Annotated in this window: 22 protein-coding genes and 1 tRNA gene; 13 read left to right on the forward strand and 10 right to left on the reverse strand. The window is 59.1% G+C overall.

The genetic code is table 11. The features are described 5' to 3' along the window. The first annotated feature begins 270 nt into the window (after positions 1-270). Together CHU70_RS03195 and CHU70_RS03200 are read left to right on the forward strand one after the other, a co-directional pair. Positions 271-1,377 (forward strand): LacI family DNA-binding transcriptional regulator, encoded by a 1,107-nt coding sequence (locus CHU70_RS03195; protein WP_049189569.1) that lies wholly within the window; start codon positions 271-273, stop codon positions 1,375-1,377. 103 nt (positions 1,378-1,480) lie between these two features. Then, positions 1,481-2,104 carry a flavin reductase family protein gene (locus CHU70_RS03200; RefSeq protein ID WP_049189568.1) on the forward strand — a complete coding sequence of 208 codons (624 nt, stop codon included), beginning with the start codon at positions 1,481-1,483 and terminating at the stop codon, positions 2,102-2,104. Here CHU70_RS03200 and CHU70_RS03205 read toward each other — a convergent pair. The 3 genes from CHU70_RS03205 to CHU70_RS03215 form a co-directional block, all read right to left on the reverse strand. Continuing rightward, on the reverse strand, positions 2,086-2,562 hold the full coding sequence (locus tag CHU70_RS03205) for an META domain-containing protein (protein WP_049189567.1): 477 nt from the start codon (positions 2,560-2,562) through the stop codon (positions 2,086-2,088). The genes CHU70_RS03200 and CHU70_RS03205 overlap by 19 nt on opposite strands. A 14-nt stretch (positions 2,563-2,576) precedes the next feature. After that, positions 2,577-2,954, reverse strand: a complete 378-nt coding sequence (locus tag CHU70_RS03210) for a hypothetical protein (RefSeq protein WP_038626573.1) — start codon at positions 2,952-2,954, stop codon at positions 2,577-2,579. 238 nt (positions 2,955-3,192) lie between these two features. Next, entirely contained in the window at positions 3,193-4,845 is a 1,653-nt protein-coding gene (locus tag CHU70_RS03215; RefSeq protein WP_048731821.1) for a threonine/serine exporter ThrE, read from the reverse strand. A 360-nt stretch (positions 4,846-5,205) separates the two neighbouring features. Here CHU70_RS03215 and CHU70_RS03220 point away from each other — a divergent pair. Further along, positions 5,206-5,278 (forward strand) — tRNA-Thr (locus CHU70_RS03220). Positions 5,279-5,303: 25 nt separating this feature from the next. Here CHU70_RS03220 and xerC read toward each other — a convergent pair. Further along, on the reverse strand, positions 5,304-6,470 hold the full coding sequence (xerC, locus tag CHU70_RS03225) for a tyrosine recombinase XerC (protein WP_147739757.1): 1,167 nt from the start codon (positions 6,468-6,470) through the stop codon (positions 5,304-5,306). A 256-nt stretch (positions 6,471-6,726) separates the two neighbouring features. Here xerC and CHU70_RS03230 point away from each other — a divergent pair, with 256 nt between their 5' ends. Beyond that, a complete protein-coding gene (locus CHU70_RS03230) occupies positions 6,727-7,812 on the forward strand; it encodes a HindVP family restriction endonuclease (RefSeq protein WP_187269948.1) in 1,086 nt (361 codons plus the stop codon). On the opposite strand, the gene CHU70_RS03235 is transcribed toward CHU70_RS03230, so the two are convergent. Continuing rightward, entirely contained in the window at positions 7,809-8,954 is a 1,146-nt protein-coding gene (locus CHU70_RS03235; RefSeq protein ID WP_147739759.1) for a DNA cytosine methyltransferase, read from the reverse strand. The two genes, CHU70_RS03230 and CHU70_RS03235, sit on opposite strands and share 4 nt — an antisense overlap. Positions 8,955-9,050: 96 nt before the next feature. After that, positions 9,051-9,713, reverse strand: coding sequence for a recombinase family protein (locus tag CHU70_RS03240; protein ID WP_147739760.1), 663 nt, complete (start codon positions 9,711-9,713; stop codon positions 9,051-9,053). Positions 9,714-9,794: 81 nt separating this feature from the next. Between CHU70_RS03240 and CHU70_RS03245 the strand changes: the two genes are divergently transcribed. From CHU70_RS03245 to CHU70_RS03280, 9 genes are all read left to right on the forward strand, one after another. Continuing rightward, positions 9,795-10,115, forward strand: a complete 321-nt coding sequence (locus tag CHU70_RS03245) for a hypothetical protein (RefSeq protein ID WP_147739761.1) — start codon at positions 9,795-9,797, stop codon at positions 10,113-10,115. After that, complete coding sequence (locus CHU70_RS11205) at positions 10,105-10,266, forward strand: hypothetical protein (protein WP_187269949.1); 162 nt, start codon at positions 10,105-10,107, stop codon at positions 10,264-10,266. The genes CHU70_RS03245 and CHU70_RS11205 overlap by 11 nt, the downstream gene beginning before the upstream one ends. Continuing rightward, complete coding sequence (locus CHU70_RS03250) at positions 10,253-10,597, forward strand: hypothetical protein (RefSeq protein ID WP_147739762.1); 345 nt, start codon at positions 10,253-10,255, stop codon at positions 10,595-10,597. Before CHU70_RS11205 ends, CHU70_RS03250 begins: the two co-directional genes overlap by 14 nt. Positions 10,598-10,798: 201 nt before the next feature. After that, entirely contained in the window at positions 10,799-11,359 is a 561-nt protein-coding gene (locus CHU70_RS03255) for a helix-turn-helix domain-containing protein (RefSeq protein ID WP_187269950.1), read from the forward strand. 829 nt (positions 11,360-12,188) lie between these two features. Continuing rightward, the gene (locus CHU70_RS03260; RefSeq protein ID WP_147739764.1) at positions 12,189-12,389 is read left to right on the forward strand and encodes a helix-turn-helix domain-containing protein; all 201 of its coding nucleotides are present in this window, start codon (positions 12,189-12,191) and stop codon (positions 12,387-12,389) included. Between the two features lie 80 nt (positions 12,390-12,469). Beyond that, the gene (locus tag CHU70_RS03265) at positions 12,470-13,924 is read left to right on the forward strand and encodes a hypothetical protein (protein WP_147739765.1); all 1,455 of its coding nucleotides are present in this window, start codon (positions 12,470-12,472) and stop codon (positions 13,922-13,924) included. Positions 13,925-14,025: 101 nt separating this feature from the next. Continuing rightward, positions 14,026-14,397: a hypothetical protein gene (locus CHU70_RS03270; protein ID WP_147739766.1), complete on the forward strand. Its 372-nt coding sequence runs from the start codon at positions 14,026-14,028 to the stop codon at positions 14,395-14,397. A gap of 131 nt (positions 14,398-14,528) precedes the next feature. Continuing rightward, a complete protein-coding gene (locus tag CHU70_RS03275; protein WP_147739767.1) occupies positions 14,529-15,080 on the forward strand; it encodes a hypothetical protein in 552 nt (183 codons plus the stop codon). An 11-nt stretch (positions 15,081-15,091) separates the two neighbouring features. Continuing rightward, positions 15,092-15,562, forward strand: a complete 471-nt coding sequence (locus CHU70_RS03280) for an OmpH family outer membrane protein (RefSeq protein WP_147739768.1) — start codon at positions 15,092-15,094, stop codon at positions 15,560-15,562. 521 nt (positions 15,563-16,083) lie between these two features. On the opposite strand, the gene CHU70_RS03285 is transcribed toward CHU70_RS03280, so the two are convergent. Genes CHU70_RS03285 through CHU70_RS03300 form a run of 4 tightly spaced genes read right to left on the reverse strand, consistent with a single transcriptional unit; the run spans position 16,084 to position 19,726 of the window. Next, positions 16,084-16,734, reverse strand: a complete 651-nt coding sequence (locus CHU70_RS03285; protein ID WP_147739769.1) for a hypothetical protein — start codon at positions 16,732-16,734, stop codon at positions 16,084-16,086. Positions 16,735-16,760: 26 nt separating this feature from the next. After that, the gene (locus tag CHU70_RS03290) at positions 16,761-18,716 is read right to left on the reverse strand and encodes a hypothetical protein (protein WP_147739770.1); all 1,956 of its coding nucleotides are present in this window, start codon (positions 18,714-18,716) and stop codon (positions 16,761-16,763) included. 6 nt (positions 18,717-18,722) lie between these two features. Next, positions 18,723-19,478: a hypothetical protein gene (locus CHU70_RS03295; RefSeq protein ID WP_070560504.1), complete on the reverse strand. Its 756-nt coding sequence runs from the start codon at positions 19,476-19,478 to the stop codon at positions 18,723-18,725. Beyond that, on the reverse strand, positions 19,475-19,726 hold the full coding sequence (locus CHU70_RS03300) for a hypothetical protein (protein ID WP_147739771.1): 252 nt from the start codon (positions 19,724-19,726) through the stop codon (positions 19,475-19,477). Before CHU70_RS03300 ends, CHU70_RS03295 begins: the two co-directional genes overlap by 4 nt. Positions 19,727-20,079: the final 353 nt, after the last annotated feature.

The following is a 20,079-nucleotide window of genomic DNA, read 5'->3' on the forward strand; positions in this document are numbered from 1 at the left end:
TCCTGAGCATTAACCGCTATTGAAAACAGTTGTCTTTTAGTTCAAAGAACATAGTAGGGGCTGCGGAGACCCAGTCACAAGGCGGGCCTCTGCCGGAGTGGCCGAAATGACAGTCGCGCACATTCGTTGGGTAAAGTTGTCCGCGATTAGATGCGTGTGATGCTCGTTGTAGTTCTTTTCCATAAAATCGAGGTTTTCTACCTGAGGTAGCTGGACGAAGATATCTGAGCGGGCAGTCGCTGTTGGTTTTTCAAGAAGGGTTGGTATTCCGTGCAAAGTCGGCGTCGTCGTGGCACCTTGGCTTCCATCGCTGCAGAACTTGGGGTCTCGCGCACGACTGTGTCTAACGCTTACAACCGTCCTGACCAGCTCTCGGAGAAGTTGCGAGAGCACATCTTGGAAACTGCGGAGCGGCTTGGCTATCCCGGGCCGGACCCAATGGCTCGGGGTCTGCGCATGCGCCGGGTTGGCGCCATCGGCGTGCTGTTCACCGAGCACCTCCCGTTCGCTTTTGAAGACCCTGCGTCGGTGGATTTTCTCGCCGGCCTCGCAGAGGAGCTCGGCGAAATGGGCGACTCCATGTTGGTCATTCCAGCTTCCTCCGAGGAGGGCGGGGACGTAGATCTCAATCTGATTCGGCAAGCGGTGGTCGACGGTTTCGTGGTCTACTCCGTCGCGGACAACGACCCGTTCCTCGCTGCCGTGCGCGCTCGCGGCTTGCCGACGGTCGTGTGTGACCAGCCTGCAGATGCGGCGGCTCTACCGTTTGTGGGCATCGACGACCGTGAGGCCATCAAGCCCGCGGTGCGGCACCTGACTGAACTGGGACATCGCAAGGTGGGAATCCTTTCGGTGCGCTTGTCGCGTACCCCGAACTCGGGATATGTCACGGAGAAGCGGCTGGCAGAAGCTCATCACCAGGTGCAGAAGAACCGCGTCGAAGGTGCGCTGGAAGCGCTTGCCGAGGCCGGTATTCAGCAGGCAGATGTGCCTATCATCGAGCGTCACCTCAATGACCGCGAGAATAACCGCGATGCGGCTCGCCAGCTGCTGACCGACAACCCGGATCTCACGGCGGTGGTCTGTACCACGGATACTCAGGCAATTGCGGTCTTGGAATATGCCAAGGAGAACGGAATTCGTGTTCCGGAGGACCTGTCCATCACAGGCTTTGACGGAATCGAGCGCGCCCTCTTCCACAAGCTGACCACTGTAATTCAGCCGAATAGGCAGAAGGGCATTGCCGTCGGCCGCGCGCTGGCCGAGGAGCTTGAGGCCGCACGCGAGGACAGCGGTCGCGCTCCTCGCGTCTTGTTGGAGACTGAGTTTGTCGTTGGATCGACAACCGCAGCGCCGTCGGCACCGTCAGCCGGGTAGCGGGCCGACGAGGGTAACAACATCGTGGCGCTATCGGGGGCTCTTGGGGTGGTAAACCCCACCTCGTCTTTACTGTGTTCGGATTCAGATTAAGGTCTATTACATGACAGATTCAACAAATTCGAGCACCGACCAATCAGCTGCGGCTCTCAATAGTCCGGAAGCTACCCGCGACGACCATGTCGAACTTGGCGGCCCCGTCGAATTGGATGAAATGTCTATCCGTGGCGCGATGAGTGAGTTCACCACAGGCGTGACCATTATCGCCACCGAGGATGAAGGCGAAGCGTACGGTTTCGCCTGCCAGTCTTTTTCCTCGCTGAGTCTCACTCCACCGATGGTTCTGTTTACTGTCATGAAGACCTCGCGGTCTTGGCCGCATATACGGAACGCTGGACGCTTCTCCGTCAATGTGTTGGCCGAGGATCAGGAGGATATCTCGGCAGCCTTCGGCCGCAGTAATGGCGAAAAGTTCAAGACGGGGAAGTGGACCCGCTCTGAGCTGGGCAACCCTTTATTGCACGGCTGCTCCGTGTGGATTGATTGCACCGTCGTCGATGTTTACGAAGGCGGCGATCACTGGATTGTGACGGCGGATATTGTGGCTATCGGCAAGCGTGAAGAAATCAATCCGCTCATTTACCACCGCGGTTCTTACGCACGGGTTTCTCACCCCGGCACCGATGCGCCTGTCGATCAGAAGTGGCGTCAGCGCCCCTCGGTGTAACCCGAGGTTGTCGCAGTCCAGCCACGGCGATCCTCGCCTGGCTTGGGGTCTTTCATCTCTCGCATGCGCAGACCGTTGTTGTCCTGCTTGTAGGTGAATTCGCCCGCAACAATCTTGTGGAAGCGCTCCGAATAGGTCTGCGCCTGGTCTGAGCAGTCCAAACTGCGAGTCTGCTCCGGGGCGCCGAATTCGACCGCCTCGCCCTTCCACTGCAGCGAACCAGAGCCGTTGCCACAGGAATCAGCGAAAGTATATGTTGTCTGCCCCAGCGTAATAGTCGGTGCCTGCGTTCCGTCCGGCACACCGTGGGGCAGGTTTGGGTCATCAAAAATCGCGGTTATCTGCCACTGCTTGCCGACGATCTCCGCTGCCGGCTTTGCCTGGCATGCGGTAGCCGTCATGGACACCGCCGCAACGACAGCTACTGTGGCAACCGCCTTTTTCCCGCTCCGCCCCATGCTGCGTGACCCCGTTAGTTAGCTGCCTTCTTGGTGCTCTTCTTAGCAGCCTTCTTCGTCGTCTTCTTGGCGGCCTTCTTTGTAGCCTTCTTCGCCGTCTTACGAGTGGTCTTCTTTGCTGCCTTCTTGGCCGACTTCTTTGCAGTCTTCTTAGTGGACTTGCGTGTGCGCTTTGCGGTCTTCGGAGCGTTTTCCTTCTCGTACTCCTCGTGAACCTTCTTGAAGCTCAGGCCTTCCTTCTCCACTCCGAGCATGCACATCAGAGTGACGGCATCGTAGAAGTCCTCGGCGAAGGTAGCCACAATTCGCCGTGCGCCAGCAGCGGTCTTTTCTTCGACCTTGTGAAGAGCCTCGTTCTGAGCAGTGCGAGTGTCTGTGACCTTCGGTGGCACGAATCCTCCTGGCAAGCATGGCCTTAATTGCGCCCAATACACCTACTTCTGCCAGCCATCTAGCCATATGCTCCCGTCACTGAGCTCAACCGAGTTCAGCGGAGAAGGAATGGGATTGTGATGACGCAGTTTCGGCTTTAAGCGCTACTTACAATTCAAAAACCTAATTCTACCACGTTGTTGATAGGTCGCGCGGTGTGGACAACCTGGTTCCGGAAGCGACCAGTTCACGCAGCGACTAGTCCAGGCGCGGGTTCATACCGCCCTTGAAGCGGTAGTTGCGTGGACGGCGAGGCTTGTTCCGCGGATTCACAGGACGGATGCGACGCATACCGGCTCGGATTGGACGGGTCAGGCCACTGTCTTCGCGCAGTGCGCGAGGGCGACGGAGCCTACGCGCCATCCATTCACCGAGGACAATGCCCGCAGCTAGTGCCGTCGCAATGCCCAGCGCTGAGGCCAGCGCCGTAAACCCCTTGGTCGGGTGGTCGTGCAGCAGTGCGTGCATACCGCGGTAGATTGTCATACCCGGAAGCAGCGGGGTGACGCCTGCCACTGCCGTAATCAGCGGTGGGATGGACCAACGTCGTGCCAGCAGGCCGCCGATGAGACCAATCAGCGTTGCTGCCGCGCCGGCGCTGGTCACCGGATGAATTCCCAGTGGAGTCAACACGTAGTAGTAGGTCATTGACCCCAGCAGGGCGACCGTTCCGGACACTGCCAACGCGGTGAACCCAGCATTCGAGGCCAACGCAAATGCGATTGAGGCGGTAGTTCCCGCTATCACCCGCACTGTTGCCTGTGCAAGGTTGAGGTCGGAGCCCGCGATGACGTCGGGAAGCGGAATGCCCAGCATTCCGGAAAACTCGATGCCCATTGCGATGCCAGCGACGATGCCGCCGGTCAACAACATGGTGTCGAAGAAGCGCGCCGAGCCAGTCACAGGTGCGCCGGTGATGCCGTCTTGCAGTGCTTGCACGAGGGTTAGGCCGGCGAGCATCACGATAATTCCCGAAGCGATTAGCCTGGATGGCTGCATTTCAAAGGGGAGATACGCCTGCGCCGCATTGAGTACAGCAGCGGAGAGTGTGGCGATGAGACCACCGACTGCGTTCTGGAAGAATGTGGGCAACTCGCGGGCGGCGAGTTCGCCAATCACGATGACGATGGCCAGTGTGACCGCAGCTGCGATAAGGGCAACCTCGAAACTCGAGCCGAGCAGCACTGTCACAGATGAAGCCAGCAATGCCCAGCCAGCGTAGATGACGCGGAGGCGGTATTTTGCGGGCTCACGCTCGACCTTGTCGATAGCCTCAATAGCCTCCTCCAGGCTCAGATGGCCCGCGCGGATTCGGCGGATGACACGATCGGTGTGACGTAAGCGCTCGAAGTCGGGCACTGGTGCGGTGACCACGCGCATAGCCGTAATCGGTGTGCGGCGGGCACCGATGAGGTGGTAGACTGTCACGGAGGTCAAGGTGATGTCAACCTGGATCTGGGTGAGGCCATAGGCCGAGGTCACGGCTTTAATCTGCAGCTCGGTGTCGCGGTTGCCCGAGCCGCATGCCAGTAGCAGCCCGCCGATGCGAGCAGCGAGATCGAGTACGGCCGTGACCTGGCTGGGGTCGGAATAATCAATCGGGGCCAGCGGTAGTGGGGTAGTGGTCGAGTGCACTAGGTCGACAGTTGCCGTTGGGCCGGAAACGAAATCAATCACGCGCTGCTTGAAGGTGGACTGATCGTCGATTGCAGGAAACTGGGTCTGCGGAGTGTCGTCGTGAGAGACAGTGGGGTCAGCGCCGTAAGCGACAGCGGCTTCGGCATCGTAGGCATCATCCTTCGCAGCGGAGTTTTCTTCGGCGTTGGATTTGTTGCCACCATCGAATGGCATGTCGGCACTTCCTTTCCCCGATACTGCCTGGGGTGCATTGCAGTGATGCTGCAAAGACGCGATGTGGAGACGTTGCAGAAACATAGCCCCAGTGATTTAGCGATAGTCACACTACCCCGTCAGCGACCGAGAATCTCAATTCGTTTTTGAGGCGGCGAATTTACTTATCTGAGCGGGGCTTTTAGTGTGCAGAAAAGTGTTCAGGAAGTGCGGTTGCAGTATTCCTGTGGTGTCGTTTTTAACTTCTGCTTGCCAACCTGTACAATCGCCTGTCAGCGGCACAGCTGAGTTCGATTCTCAGGTTGACTCTGATTCTTTCGAGCCAGCGAAGGCTAACGCCAAAAGGGTCGCTTTAAAGTTGCCGGGATGGCGCAATTGGTAGCGCAACTGATTTGTAATCAGTAGGTTACGGGTTCGAGTCCCGTTTCCGGCTCGAATGACCAGGTAGGAGCGATTTCCTACCTGGTTTTTTCGTCGGATGGTACTTTATTGGTACTTTTTCCCAGAAGCGTCTCGATAGCGGCACGATGGTCAACGGAGCGCGGTCGGTGAACGTAGTACCGCTCTGTTGTAGAAGATCGCGAGTGACCGAGCTGCAGTGAGGCGTCGTACAAACTTTGGGTATCTGTAATGGCTGTTGCAACGGCGTGGCGGAAGTCTCGCGCAGCAATCCTCTGTGGCAGCGCCGAGCGCACCTCTGGGGAGATTGCATCCCCGGATACGTCAGGGTCGCGGGCCCACTTCAGGAACCGTGCAAAGCCTGTTTTTACCGATTCGCCCCGCATGGGGCGCGTGGGTGGGTGACCTGGGAAAATGAACTCCGTTCCGTTCTTTTTCTTCCACTCTAGGAGCTCTGCAACGAGCAAATCGGGGAGCGCGACGAGCCCGCGAGAATTCCGCTCATCTCGTTTTTTCAGCCGCGCCACGTTCAGATAAATCAGCCCATCGCGTTCCTCTAAATCGTCCCAGCGGAGGTTCACAATTTCTCCCCTGCGAAGCCCTGTACCTGCATAAGCGAGGAGTGCGGGTGCTATCCAGGGGAGATTGTAGGCATGAGCCGCAGTCAAAAGCGCTACGATCTCTTCCGCAGTAGAGGATCGGTACTCCAGAATTCGCTCAGTAGGTGCAGGAGACGTTGCGGCAACAACGTTGTATGGCACTACCCCACGACGTGTCAGCCAGCGCCAGCAGCCACTCAGGATGGCTCTGCAGGAGCGGTGGATCCCCTGGCTTCGCGAGGTTAAAAATCTCTCCACCATCGGGGTTGTGACCTCCCCGACGCACAGACTTTTCATTTCAGGCTCTATGTGTTTCCGCAGATGACGTCTATAGACGCTCTTCGTATTCTCGTTGGAGATCTCGGAGTCGAGGTACATCTCAACTGCTTGGGGTACGGGGGTGCGGCGAGTGAGATCATCGTCGGCGTACCCGCGACCCGATTCAATCTTCGCCCGGGCTTCGGACTGGGCAGCCTCGATCGCCGCAGTTTTTAGCCTGCGGCGACGTTTCACCTGCGCCCTCTCACCATTCAGGTATCGGAACCTGACGATAACCTCCCAGCCAGCGTCGAGCCTCTTGATAATCGGCTGTCCCGTGCCCCCAGGTGGAATCTCGGTCTTCGGCATACGAAAACCCTCCCACAGGACTGCCGGGGAGGGCAAAGGGCGGGGGTGCTAAAACCCCAGGTCACGTCGGCTACTCAAAAACGAGCAGCGCGCCCGAAATGCGGAACTGACGTTCGTATGAGAATCTTCGTTCAGGCACCGTGCGGGTCGAGCTGTAATCCCCCCCCCCAATCGCTCCCCGGCGGTGCCCCCATACTGGCATCGTCGAGGGTACCCGTTTCCAATGCGGACCACTACACCGGATAACCTTTGGGCCATGACACAGCCCTTCCTCTACGGACTAGCCGGTAATCACGATTTTACTGATCCGAAATCGCTCGGGAAAAATGTTTTCACTAACGCTTTTCCGCTGGCATTGGCTCAGTATCTCGATCAAGAGAAGGAACTCAAGATTCCCGTAATATCTGCGTCGGTTAACCAGGCGGGAGCGATTCATACCAAGCATGTGCTCACCCCGTGGGGAGATGTAATTAATGCTGACCCGGCTACGGCAAGATTCCTTTTCGAAACCGTCTTTGACCAGTACAACCAGTACACCCATAAGTCAGCCAACAAATCAGACGCGGTGGTCGTTAATGCTGCTGGTGGACACCGCCGAGCTCTGGAAATTAAGTTGGTCGTAGTGCCAACCTCAGGTACAGCGAAATTGCCCCGAGATAAGCAATCTTGCGAGTTGGTTGTCAGACCGCCGTCGATTGAGCAGCTAGCGTTCTCAATCGCCCATTCATTTGGCGCGAAGCGACGATATGAAATACAAGAGATTCTCACGGAGGCGCTATCGCACCCGTTTGACTTCGACTGGGAAAACTCGCGCTATATGGTCGGAAAGGTCAGTCTGTTCATCAATGCTGCCGAGGCCCTAATCAAGGCCGGGCTAGAGGCCCAGACCCCGCTTGTTCTTATCGCAGTTTGGCGTACAGAAGGGCAGTCCCCCAGGCTTGATGAACACGCGTTTGATGTGTTCGCAGCGACTGATTTTGCGTTCCTGGAGCTGTTCCTTTCGGCAGCGCGGCGTAAGTCTAAAAACGGAAAAATTACACGACCACAGCGATCACTAGTCTGGCTTGTTCACTCGCTCTGGCAGTACGGTATGCAAAACTCGCTGAATTTTGCGAGAACACACGAGAAACTCACCTACGGAACGCAATCGGATAAAGCGGGTGCCTTTACTAACGATTTGACTAGGGATTTCATGGGGTCCCCGGAGTTCATTTATCCACGAGTTACCCGCGAAGAAGCTACGAAAGTCGTAACGCCCGAAGCGCTGGCAGAATTAATGCCAGAACGCAGACTTGACCAAGCTCTCTGGATTCAGGGACTCATGAATTCTGAAAGTAACTAAATCTCTTGCTCTCGCCACGCTTGAGCAATCGCCTCTCCGATGAATTTCCCCAAGCGAACGGGCACGGCATTGCCAATCATTTGCTCCACGTTTGTGCGTGATCCTACCCATGCGAAACCTGGGGGGAAGGTTTGTACCTCCGCGCGCTCGGGAGTAGTGAGCGGGCGTGCTTCACAGGCAGGCGCGGTGTCGCCGGGGTGCCCTGGGTAACCAGCAGGAATGGGGCGGTTTACCCCACGAATGGTTGGGGAGGGCTCGTCGATGGAGAAGATGCCGCGACGCGCGTAAGAACGCGGGTGGCGATAGTAGTGTTCCACTCCCAGTCGGTTGCCGAAGTAGTCGCGTATGGTCATGGGGTGAGGGGATTGGTTCTCCTGCAGAAGATTCAGGATACGCGCAGTTAAAGCCTCAGAATGGGTGCCAAAAGCGATTAGGCGTTTGCGGGTTTGCGGTACGCCGCAACGATCAGCGTTAAGAACGATTTTCTCAATGTGATACCCAGCCTCGCGCATAGTGTCCAAGGCGCGGTTGTAGGCAGCTGCTCCCGCTGCTCGCGCGACGTTTTCCATCACGAACAACGGTGGCTGGTAGTGCGCCACAATAGTTGCGTACTTCTCCGTCAAATCCGCCCTTGCGCCTTCTTTTCGCTTACCGGCGCTGGAAAAATCTTGGCATGGCGGTCCACCAATAATCGCTGGTCGTGGTGGCTTTTCGAAGAATGGAGCAAGCCTTTCGATGCTTGCTGAAACGTCGCTGAGGTCGAGGATTTCTGCGGGGTGTCCCAGATTTGCGTTGTAGGTGTCCACTGCGCAGGGCCAATTGTCGAACCCGTACAGAACGTCGAATCGGGCGAGCTGAAAGCCGAGTGACAACCCGCCGCAGCCAGCAAAAAGATCAACCACCGGCGGTAAATCAGCGTCGCATGGAGTCTCCCCGATCGAACCCGTCTTTGGGGCTGTGAAAGCTTCAATGATTTCCTGTGCCCACACTGCACCGCCATTGATGTCTGGGGAGGTAGGCTCGGGGAGCTGCCCGCGAGAGCGCATTGTGCGAATCGTCGCTGGTGTTTTACCGAGCAGCGACGCTAGCCGTGCGACGTCGTAAAGGCCAGTCGCCTCATCAGGTCCAGTGTGGGTGGTCATGTACCCCACCCTACGACACGCAGGGGTCGCAAAACGAAACGGTTGCGTTTCAATTTGCAAACATGCAGGTCAGCCCCGCTAATCATTTTTGAGTAGCTAGGAGAGTCGCCCTTCTTCGCGAAGTTTTCTGCGAGCCCGATCCACAGTAGAGGTACCGACCCCCAGCGCATCGGCAATCTCCTCGCGCGTGCGCCCCGATTGGGTCATCAGGAGCACAGCGTCTAGACCGCGGGGTGTGAGCGCCCTGGGGCGACCGAGACGCCTACCGCGGCTTTTTGCAGCACGTAGGCCGGCGATTGTTCGCTCAGAAATTAGATTTCTTTCGTACTCCGCAGCAGCCACGAGAACACCTAACAGTAGGCGCCCCGTGGGAGTGGTCGCGTCTACGCCGTCGGTCAGACTAATCAAATTGACTCCCCGAGAGTTTAGATCGTCCACGATCTGCAGCACCTCTGCCATGGATCTGCCGAGGCGATCGAGCCGCCAAATGACAAGCGTGTCGCCCTGCTGCAGTTCTGAGAGCAGATGGTCTCGAAGAGGGCGAGCTCCGGTGGCGTAGCCAGATCCGGTCTCGGTGACGATTTCACCGCAGCCTGCAGCGCGGAGTGCATCGACCTGTAAATCGACGATTTGGTCGGATGTAGATACTCGTGCGTATCCGATCTTTTTGGTGGGGCTTTTTGGTGGGGCAGTGCCTGCGGAAACCGCAACCTCCCCAACCCCACCACTAACGTCCGTTTTTGACGCTCCAGTTTCCATATCAAACCTCCTGAGATTCGGCCAGTATCTATCTCGCAGTGTACCCCATAGTAGGGGTGGGCATGTGGTAAAATGTGGACTATGGACAAAACAGAAAATAGCCCTGGCCTGCAGGTATTCGATACCGCGGGGAATGCCGTGGGGATTGAGAGTTTTTCAGACGCGCACCTGCGCGCAGATGCCGCAGAAATGCGCCGCAGGATAGCCCTACTGACCGAGATCGCGGGTGCCCTTCGGATTGCAATGAAGCAGGCGATGAGCCTGCACCTGGACTTCGTGGGGGCACAGATCTTCAAAACAATCGAGAAGATCCTGCTGCAGGACATTCCGGATTTCCGAGCGGTAGCGCTGGGGCTGGAGGCGGAACTCGAACGACGAGAGAGGGAACGCGATGAAAACTAACAAAACCGACGAGTCACTGGAAGGTCTGCGGGAGTCTCTCGTTGTGTGCCGTGAGCGCCTCCAGAGCGTCCTGCTCAGCAGCACCGCGATGTGGCGTCTCGACGCGGCGATTGAAGCCCTGGACAAGGAGATTGAAAATGAAAAAAGTTAGTGCGATAGCGCTGGTCGTGGTGCTGACGCTCCCCCTCACAGCGTGCGGAGCAGGCAACACCAGCAGCAGTGGTGAGCGGAGTGGTACCGCACCCTATGCAGTGGATGTGCCTCTACGTGGAGAGGAGGGTTCCCCCACGGTCACCTACACATACGAGGATGTCAGGCGAGACACAGGCGAGACAATCCCGCCCAGTATCGGTGTGGTCCCCACACCCCGCCAGGGCGTAGCGAATCGCACCTCCGACACGCGGGAGCACATCATCGGGGTGTCACCATGGCAGGAGCCAGAGGAGTGGGACACACCCCCGCTACTCGAAGCCGCACAGTAACCCCCAGCCACCCCAGCCCTCTGGGGTGGTTTTCTTTACCCAAAAACCCCGTGAATGCCCCGAAAACTCGCCATAGCGCCCGTAGGGGCACCGTGAGGGTTCCTCTAGGCAACCACAGGGGTGATGAGCAAAAAACGCGTCAGGTTTGATCCTGGCGCACCCACTGGCCACGAGGGAGACACACCGGATACTCTGAGGGGCATGACCATCGACGCGCAGGAACTCAACCGCCGGATCGGGGCCACCGTCCGCCAGGCACGCGAAGCTCGCGGGTGGAGTCAGCAGGATCTCAGCGACGCTTTCGCCCGGAGCGGGGTGTCCACGGCGCGTGCACTGATTGGCCGCAGCGAGGCTGGAACCAGGCCGTTCACACTCCCCGAAATCATCGCGTTGGAGGACGCGCTGGGTCTGTCGCCACAGGCGCTGCTCATGGGGAGATCCCTCTCGGAGCTCTGCGCTCGCATGGAAAATATGCACGAGGCGGTCTACCTCCAGAGGCGCGAGCTGACCCGGCAGATCCAGGAGGCAGACAAGGCCTCCGCTACCCTGACCGAGGGCATGGAGGCGCTCAAGGCTCTAGGGGGAGAACTCTGGCAGCGAGGAGACATCACGAAGGTCCTCGCTGCGATAGAGGTCATGCGCACCAGAGACCCCGCGGTAGTGGTACTGCGACAGGCCCTGGGAATTAGTGATGAGGTGTGGCGCTCCCACGCGGGGGACGATGTATCGCGGATTTGGGACATTCTTGATGCCCGGCGATGACAGGCGTGTTATACGACGCTACATCATTGATAGCTGATAGCCATTAGTTGAACGGTGATTCTGGGGCGAAAATGGCGTGGCGCAGTGTGGCGGATTCGCCACACCTTTCGCCACACTATATTTTCGCAGGTCAGAGGGGGAATCGGGCAGTGTGGCGCAGTGTGGCGGATTTACCCCCCCCTCTCGCTCCTGGGAGATGACCACCTGGGGATTTGATGACTGTGGGGGTGTTGGGGGAGTGTTTGTCAAAAATCATGCGTTACAGTTTTTAAAAAGTGTAACGCAGTTTTTTAACATAATTAAAACCTATAAATACTATCTATAGTGACTATAAAAGTATCACGCGAGGTAAACGTAGGAATTCAACATTAGGTACGCCTAACAAAACCCCTTAGAAATGCAAGGGGGGGGTAGGAGCGCCACACTGCGCCACACTAAGGGAAATTCATGTTTCCGCAGGTCAGGGGGGTAAAAATGGCGTGGCGAAAGGTGTGGCGGATTCGCCACACTGCGCCACACTATTTGAGGCGGTAGAACTACCCTAAACCGGGGGTAGTGGCAGTAAAAATCGACACACTTCATACCGCACTAGAGCGATATGAAGCAACGAAACGTAACATAGCATAACAGTTTGATAACATTTTACAGATTTTGAAGAAGTCTGGAATAATGCAAACTCCCAGGTCAAACCATAAAAATTGCCCCCACAGGACGGCCAAGGCTGGAAACTCCGGGAAAAGTCGAGGAACAAAACGTATAGCATCAACGTTATACGAAATGTAGCAAAGATACGCTACGTATCCACCCCGACACCCCCAGGAGGTACTCCATGACCACCACCGCCCCTCTCACCCGCTACTACTCCGTGCCTGACGTCGCACGAATGCTCAGTGTCCACCCCGTCACAGTCCGTCGCTGGATCTATACCGGCAAACTCCACGCAGTGAAGCTCGGCGACACCGGCGAGAACCGCATCTCCGAATCGGAGATCCTGAAGTTCCTCACCCCCGCTGGACCACACGCAGCGTAACCCCCACACGCATAAGAAACCCCCCGCAGCGGCAACTGCGGAGGGTCCCAGAAAATCCCTGGAAAGGAATCACTTTTTCAATGTCTACGAAAAGTATAACCGAGGCGATCGCCGACCTCAACCTCCAACTGACAGAAAGTGAGCTAACTCGCCTCTTCGACACCGGCAACATCGCAGACAAATGGCGTCTGTATATGGAGCTCCGCGACCGCGCAGAGCTCGCAGACAACACTACTGTGCCCCTGGCGGATGCAAAAGCGTTTTGGGACTCGCGAGAGATTCTCAGGCAGATCAAGCGTGTCGCCGAGTACACCACCACTAGCCCCTACGCGGTTCTCGCCAGCGTCCTCGTCCGCACTGTCACCTGCATAACCCCGATGGTTCGTACCGAAGGCGGTGGATCCCTCAATCTCATCGTCGGTGTTTCTGGCGACAGCGGCACCGGTAAGGGGGCCGCGGAAACCGCCGCGGCAGCCCACTTCGAGGTGCAAAGCTGCGGGGGCTTCACTCTCCACCCCACCATCATCTCCAAAGGTAGCCCTGAAGGATTTTCCAAAGCTCTCTCGCGCGACACCGACGAAAATGGCGAGCCCACCGGCGACTACAAGGCCGCGATGGTGTCCGTCTCCGAGATCAAAATCCTCGCATCCCAGCTGGACGCCCCCGGAGGTGACGCTCTGCGTGGTGCCCTCTGCACTCTCTGGTCAGGCGAGCTCCACGGATCAACGACAAGCGACGCTTCTCGTCGCTCCCGAGTACCGGCCGGCACCTTCCGCTGGTGCCTGCTCACTGGTGTCCAGCCAGAGAACGCCGGCGCGATCCTCGACGATACAGTCACCGGACTGGCGCAGCGGATGCTGTGGCTCCCATCCACGTCGGGGGAGGGACTCTGCGATTTTTCGAACGACGAACGCCCTCCGAAAACGGTCATCAAGCTGCCAAACGCGGTTCCCTCTATGAGCTCGGACAAGATCGTCGAGGTCGCCTACTACGGTCCAGCCCGTGAGGAAATGCGGGCCCGCCGCATCGCTATCCAGGAACGCCGTCGCAAGGCCGGCCTAGACGAGCACCAGCAGTTCCTCCGCGCAAAACTCGGCTGCATTTTCGCGCTCCTCGACGGACGCACCGAAACTAATGCGGAAGACTGGGTTCTCGCCGGCCACCTGGTGGACGTGTCGAACTCCGAGATGGAGAACGCGCGTAGGGCAATCCGGGAGAAAAACCTCCAGGAGGAAAAGGAGCGCGCCGAGGTGGACGCTGCCCGCAACGAGCACTACTACGACCAGCAGAGGCTCCGCTTTGAGCGAAAAATTTGGGGTCGTATCGCAGACGGTGGTGCCACCCGCCGGGAGCTCCGCAGCCTAGTCACCAGCGCGAAGCGCCCCGAGGTTGATGAGTTGTTAGACAGCTGGGCAGCGTCCTTCGCGATCGTCGCGGACGAGCAACTCGCCCGCAACGGTCAGGCGATCCTCGTCTACCACGCCACCTCCACTGGCAGCGCATACATGCGCGACCACTTCAAAGATCTGCTGTAACCAAAAATGCCGCTACCTGGTGGTTCAGACCCGGTAGCGGCACCCAGCAAATCTCTCCAAAGATTCACTTTTTGCATCTCGCATAGAAAGGTTTTTTCGAGATGACCTCTACATCATACACCACCAGCCCGGACCCCATCCCGCTACCGACCATCACAGAGTGGGAGGTGGAGCACTGCCCCACGGTCGCTACCTGCCCCCTCTGCGACGCGGCGGGGTGGGTCGAGATCCCAGGTCCTACCCTCACGCTCATGCGCTGCACCCACAACCGGGGCAAAAACCACGCAGCCCTGCGGCGGGCACACACGCACCAGCAGGATCTCGATCGACTCGCCCGCGAGGATCTCTCGGCATTCGCCCGCGCAGCCAGCGCCCGCAGCCGCCGGCTAGCCGCGGAGGAGACGCACCGTAGGCGCTCCGCTGCAGCACGGCGAGGCTGGGAAACCCGGCGTAGCCGGCAGCAGGTGGCGTAGTCACTGTATTGCACGCAACTATCCCCCGCGAACGGGGGTAGTAGTGTGGTAAAATGTAGATAATCCAACAGTCCGGGGGTTGGCAAAATACCCCCGGGCACACATCACTACACGGAAGGGAAATGCCCCCCATGTCACTTACATACCAGCAGTTCGTCAACGTCGCTGACCGTCAGCGCGTCGCCTCAGATCTCAAACTGGCACTGTCCATCTACTACGAGGACACCACAGGTCTCCGCTGGGGCGACAATGCCGACGAGTGGATCGAGCGTGAGGCTGACCGTCTCCTAGAGGTCACCTACGAGGAGCGCGACGCGTGGCCAGACGACACCACCCAGATGGACATCGACATCGCTATGGGAGCCGAGGGGTGGCAGGAACCCTACTGGGACGCTGACGGCTCCACTGGCCTGTGGGCCGCAGACCCCGACGAAATTCTTGAGGACACCTTCGAGTATAAGGGCACCTCCTACACCATCTACTGGGTGCCGGAGTACTTCATGGATCAAAACGGCAAACTGGCCGCGATCAGCGATGATCCTGCCAGTGACATTATCTATGACACTTGCAGCCGTGAATGGCGTATCCTCCGCCAGGATCAGGGCGAGTGGTATGAGATGACCGAGGTGTACTCCAAAGATGACATTACCGATGCCGGCGACTACTACGTCGAGGAAAACTAAGAGGTTTCATCATGACAAATCTTTTCGAGTCCATGCAGGCCAGTGCCCAGCGTCTCCAGCGAGCACAGGAGCAGTACGAGGGCGCAGCACGAGCATATGAGACTGCCCGAGAGCATCTCGACGCACAGCGAGGCGAGGTCAAATCGTACCGCTCGGAGCGCGTCGCGGAGCTCCGTGAGCGCCAGCGCCAGGAGATGGCCGCACTGCGCGAAGAAATCAACTCGACAGAGCGCGAGTCTCTCACTGAGCCGCAGGCCGCAGTGGACGATGCTGCAGCCCAGCACAACCGCGCTCTGGACGCGTGGCGAGCACAGCTCGACGCCGAGCTGGAGACACGCGTTTTCACTCATGCGCACCTCGATGCCATGGGTCTGGATCGCCCGAGCAGCCACCGCCCCGTGAAGGTGCGGTCTCAGGCTGGTGCTGACCACCCCGACGACACCTCGGACGAGGAGCCTGGCGAGTCCCCAGAGGCCGCATAACCCCCTGTTTTTTAGCCCCCACTGGCGGTTGCTGGTGGGGGCGATTTTTATGCCTATCGGAGGGGTCGGGGAGGTACTGAAACTCTCCCTCTCCAGTCGCTCCTGGTGTGGCGTGGGCGGGGGTTGTGTGGGTGGCGCGGTGTAGGCCGCAACGGGTGGGAACCTGGGGTGTACGGAGGGGCCTGCATCGCCCTGAAATGTCACTGTGACGATAGGGGGCGGGGCACTGGGGTGAGGTGTGTGAAAAGCGAGGGGGCGGAAAATTGGAATCCCGAGGGGTTGTTTTTAGAATGCGGTATGGAATGGGGTGTGGATGGGCCCCTGGAGTCCTCTCTGGAGTGGTTTGTCCGTGTATTTCCCCAGCGGAAGTCGGACTTTTAGGGTAGGAAGTTTAACTTTGCGCCTAGGAGGTTCGACTTTTGAGGCGAGTAAAACCCTAGGAAGTCCGACTTGCAAAATGCGAAAAACCCCTCCAGGAGAGGCAAAACCCAAGGTCAGCCCCCCGCAGGAGGGTTTCTTTTTTACGCAGTAGCCGCCATAGCCTGCCGGTAGCGCTGACCGAGGAACGCTGCGCGGGCACGAACCGTCACCCCCGACATCTCCAGGTAGGAGCCAATGCTGCCAGCACTCATACCACCCACATGTAGAGCCGAAATGATCGCAGATATAGTCATCTCCATCTCGGGTGTCCGGCGCGCGACATGCAGCACTCGGATCAGCGCCATAGCGTCGTTGTGCCCGCGGTCGTCGAGGACCCCCAGCGCGGTCGCTATCGCCTTGATTTTCTGCTCAAGATCAGGGAGAAAATACCCAAGGAAATCGCGGCCCGATGCTTCCCTCTCCCGGCCGACATTTTCGCTCCTGTACACCCCCTCTGCGCGAGGCCTTGCGGGCTGTCGGCACCACTCTGTGATGCCCTTACTGCCAACCCCCGCGGCTAGTCCTACTGTGAGCTGTGGGAGTCCCTGTTCGAGGAGAGTGGCGGCGATTCGGCGGCGCCACTGTCCGCGCTGAGGGTCCGTTGCCTCCCACGCGTACTGCGCGGCGGTGGCGGCCTTCGTTGCCACCGTCTGCCAGGGGACGTCGTCGGCTAGCGTGCGAGCAGCGTCCTGTATTGCCATGAGTGCAGCGTCGGCTGCGAGTCGCGCTTCGTGTACGTCGTGACTAGACATGGTGTGCGTCCTCCTGTGGTGTGGGGTTAGTGGTAGGTGGCGTAGGTGGTGTCGTCTGGGGTGTCGTCGCCCCCGTAGGCGGCGCTGAGACTGTCGTAGCGTGCAGCCTCGGAGAGGGGCGGCCCGGCAAGATCGGTGGCTCCCACTCTCACCCACGGCAACTGGCTGAGTTCCTGGCACGTGTACAGGTGCCAGTCTGCGGGTGTCTCGTCGCCTTTTTTACGTCCTGCGGGCTGTACTGGCGCGTCAAAAACGGGTGCGATACGCGGGGTGAGTCGGGGTACTCCCTCGTAGATGGGCTGGAGAGTCTGCCATGCGTCGCGAGTGGTCTGGCTGGGGGCTGTGCGGCCAGGCACAAAACCATACGGGATCGCTACTCGGCGGGCTGCGGCCTCGCCGCCGCTGCCAGTAGTGACCGCGACACCCTGCCCAGGGCGACCGCGGGGGATCTGGGCACTCAGGCTCTTTGCCTCGTCGTAGACGTCACCTGCGACGATTTGGAGTGTGTGCGACTCTGGTACACCCAGGCTCAACCGACACTGAACGTTTCCCCGCATCTTGCCGGGGAAGGTGGACGCGTAGAGAGTCTGGGACACGAAAACGCAGTGGATCCGGACGGCGCGCGCTTTCTGTAGCACCTGCGTGAGCTGCGCCTGTACACCCTCCCAGCCCGCGTTCTGCGGGTGAGCCTTATCGCTGATTCCCTCTACGAAGGCTCCGAACTCGTCAAAAAGCAGCACGATGGGTCGTGGCTCGTATGCCTCTCCGTGAGTGGCAGCAGTCTTCTGCTGGCAGTATCGGGAGTCCATCTCTGCGTGGATCCACTGCAGCGCCCTCACGTGCTCGGCATCGCATGACGTGTACATAAGCACGTTGGGGAGCGCCTGCACCAATCCCACGTAGTCGCTGGAGCCTTTTCCGTCGCAGATGATCAGATCCGCGCCCGCCAGGGCGCAGGAGGTCGCGAGCCACGAGGCCCAGGTGCTCTTGCCACTGCCTGTGCCACCGCCGACCATGGCGTGTGGTACCCGTGCCATGGGCTGAGAGAGGATCTGCCCGTCTGCGGCGCGCCCCTGCACCCACGCCATATGTGGGTAGGCTGCGCGAGCGCCTGCCACAAACGCGCCTGGGGAGGGAGCCGCGATGTGTAGCTGCTCGCTGGCTGTGGGGATCCATGGAGTGAGCTCCTGGGGTTTCGCGGGCGAGGCTAGACCGACGATGTTCGGGGCGATGTCCACTAGGTCTACCTGGCGCTTCATTTTCGCCCGGATCGCCGAAAGCTTCGATTCCCAGGCTTTGAGTGGCTTGGTGACGGGGGTGCGGAGCAGCATACAGCCGCGCCCGTCGGGGAGTAGCCGGAACCCGACAGGATTCGGGATAGTGATCGTCTCCGAGCTGTCCTGCCTGCGGGATACCTCACTGAGTCCCAGGCGGTGCCACGTCCTGCCCCAGTGCTCCTCTGTGCCGCAGTACAAGTCGATGAGCTGTGGTACCGCGGTGGAGAGGAGTCGGTAGGCGAGAGCACCAGCGAAATCCCCCTCTGCGACCCCAGAGGAGGCCACGTTCGGGATACCTGATGCGCGGAGCGCCCTGCCTGCGGCGACCCTGTCCTGCCCCTCGATCTCCAGTAGCAGGTGCTCGCTGGTGACCTCTAGGCGTGTCACGCTGCCTACCCAGGAGGCTCCAGCGGGGATGTGCCCGCCAAGGCGCTCGATCGTGTCGCGCACTTCCTTTTCTGGTACTAGACCAGTGCCAGGCGACCGCACGAAAGCACCGCCGTCAGCGGGCACTTCGAGGGCATCTACAGCGGCGCGAGCGCGGGAGAGGTCGGACACGAAACGCTCTACGGGGTCCTCCTCTTCTGACTGTGCTTCGTCGCCGACCTCGGAGGTCAACCTTAGGAGATCTTCTGCAGTGTCGGGGACAGCAACAAACTCTGTCTCTTGTTGTGATTCTTGGAATCGGTCAAAAAAATCGGACACGTCAAATCACGCTTTCGAGAATCGTGGCCCGGCGGGCTTTGGTGTTTCGGGAGCAGTCTTCGGAGGCTCCGTGATATGCACGTTGTAGTGCTGCGCGTTCATGCTGGTCAGGAAGAAAAAGAACTCGCCTGCGGTGCGCTCCGCGCCACAGATACCGGTCACGCGGAGCTCGTCGGCAGTCTCCAGGGCGAGCGCCTGGAGTTCGTCGGTGGTGAGCAGCGCCGGTACCGACAGGCCGACTATGACGTCACCCGATCCATCGTCGTCCAGCACCAGTTTTGTTACCTCGATGTCGTGCCCGAGGGGTGCGCGATCCGCTGCGAGCGCCGTGTCTGCGGCTCCGCGGATCGTGCGCTGCAGGCGGCCAGCGTCGAGACCGGCTGCCGCTCCTGTGCCGCTCCAGAGCCTGTGCGCGGGCGACTCCAATGGCACACGGTAGGAGATCTCCTCGGTGGGGTCTGCGCCGGTGCGGAGCCACCACGCGCCCCCTGCTAGCACCCAGAGGATCAGGGTTAGCCAGAGACTGACACCCATGAGCATGAGTCCAAGGACACCGCAGATGACCGCGACCCGGGCGAGCGAGGTTTTGTCGTCTGAGTCGAGAATGGGCGTGGCCGAATGCAGCTCCGTCATAGGGGCGTTGTCGGGTAGCGGGGGTGTGATGTAGTCGGGGGTGGTGGGCAGCTCCGGCATGGGGATGACGGTGGGCGGTTCGGGGGTGTGGTCAGCGCCGAACGGCTCCGGGATCAGGTGCGATGTCATTCTGTATCCTCCGTGAGATAGCGGGCATCCAGCAAATGCTCCAGCCCCTCTGTGCGCCACAGGAGCATGGATCGTATACGCAGGTCAGGCTCCCGGATTTCCCCACTGGGAAGTTCGAGCCTCTTGGCCTTGTAGAGGGTGCTGGGGTTGATCCCCAGGCATAGCGCCAGCCTGCGTGTGGACAACATTTTCGGGATGTGTGAGGTGGTCGAGTCCCCCTGCGTGGGGGTGTTATGAATTTCACTCATATTCCACATTTTACCACATGCGGCACCACCTTTGAGGGGGTCTGCAAGGGGTGGAAAAGGTCGACCGGGTTGGTACTTTATTGGTACTTTTTCACACGCGATTCTGTCGCGCGGAGCAAGGGGGTACCCCTGCTAATTTTTCATATTCGCAGCTATATGGAGTGCGCGGGGGTAGTAAAAATCGCGAGCAGTCGTGATGCCGTAACAGTAGGTTACGGGTTCGAGTCCCGTTTCCGGCTCCAAAACCCCAGGTCAGGAAGTTTTCCGGCCTGGGGTTCTTTGGTTTAAAGGGTGCTCGCGTCCTTTTTGGGTCCTTTTTCGTCGCTCCAATGCAAAAACCCCCGCGCCAAGAG

The sequence above is a fragment of the Corynebacterium sp. LK10 genome, from assembly GCF_008042455.1.
GTDB classification, from domain to species: Bacteria; Actinomycetota; Actinomycetes; order Mycobacteriales; family Mycobacteriaceae; genus Corynebacterium; species Corynebacterium jeikeium_D.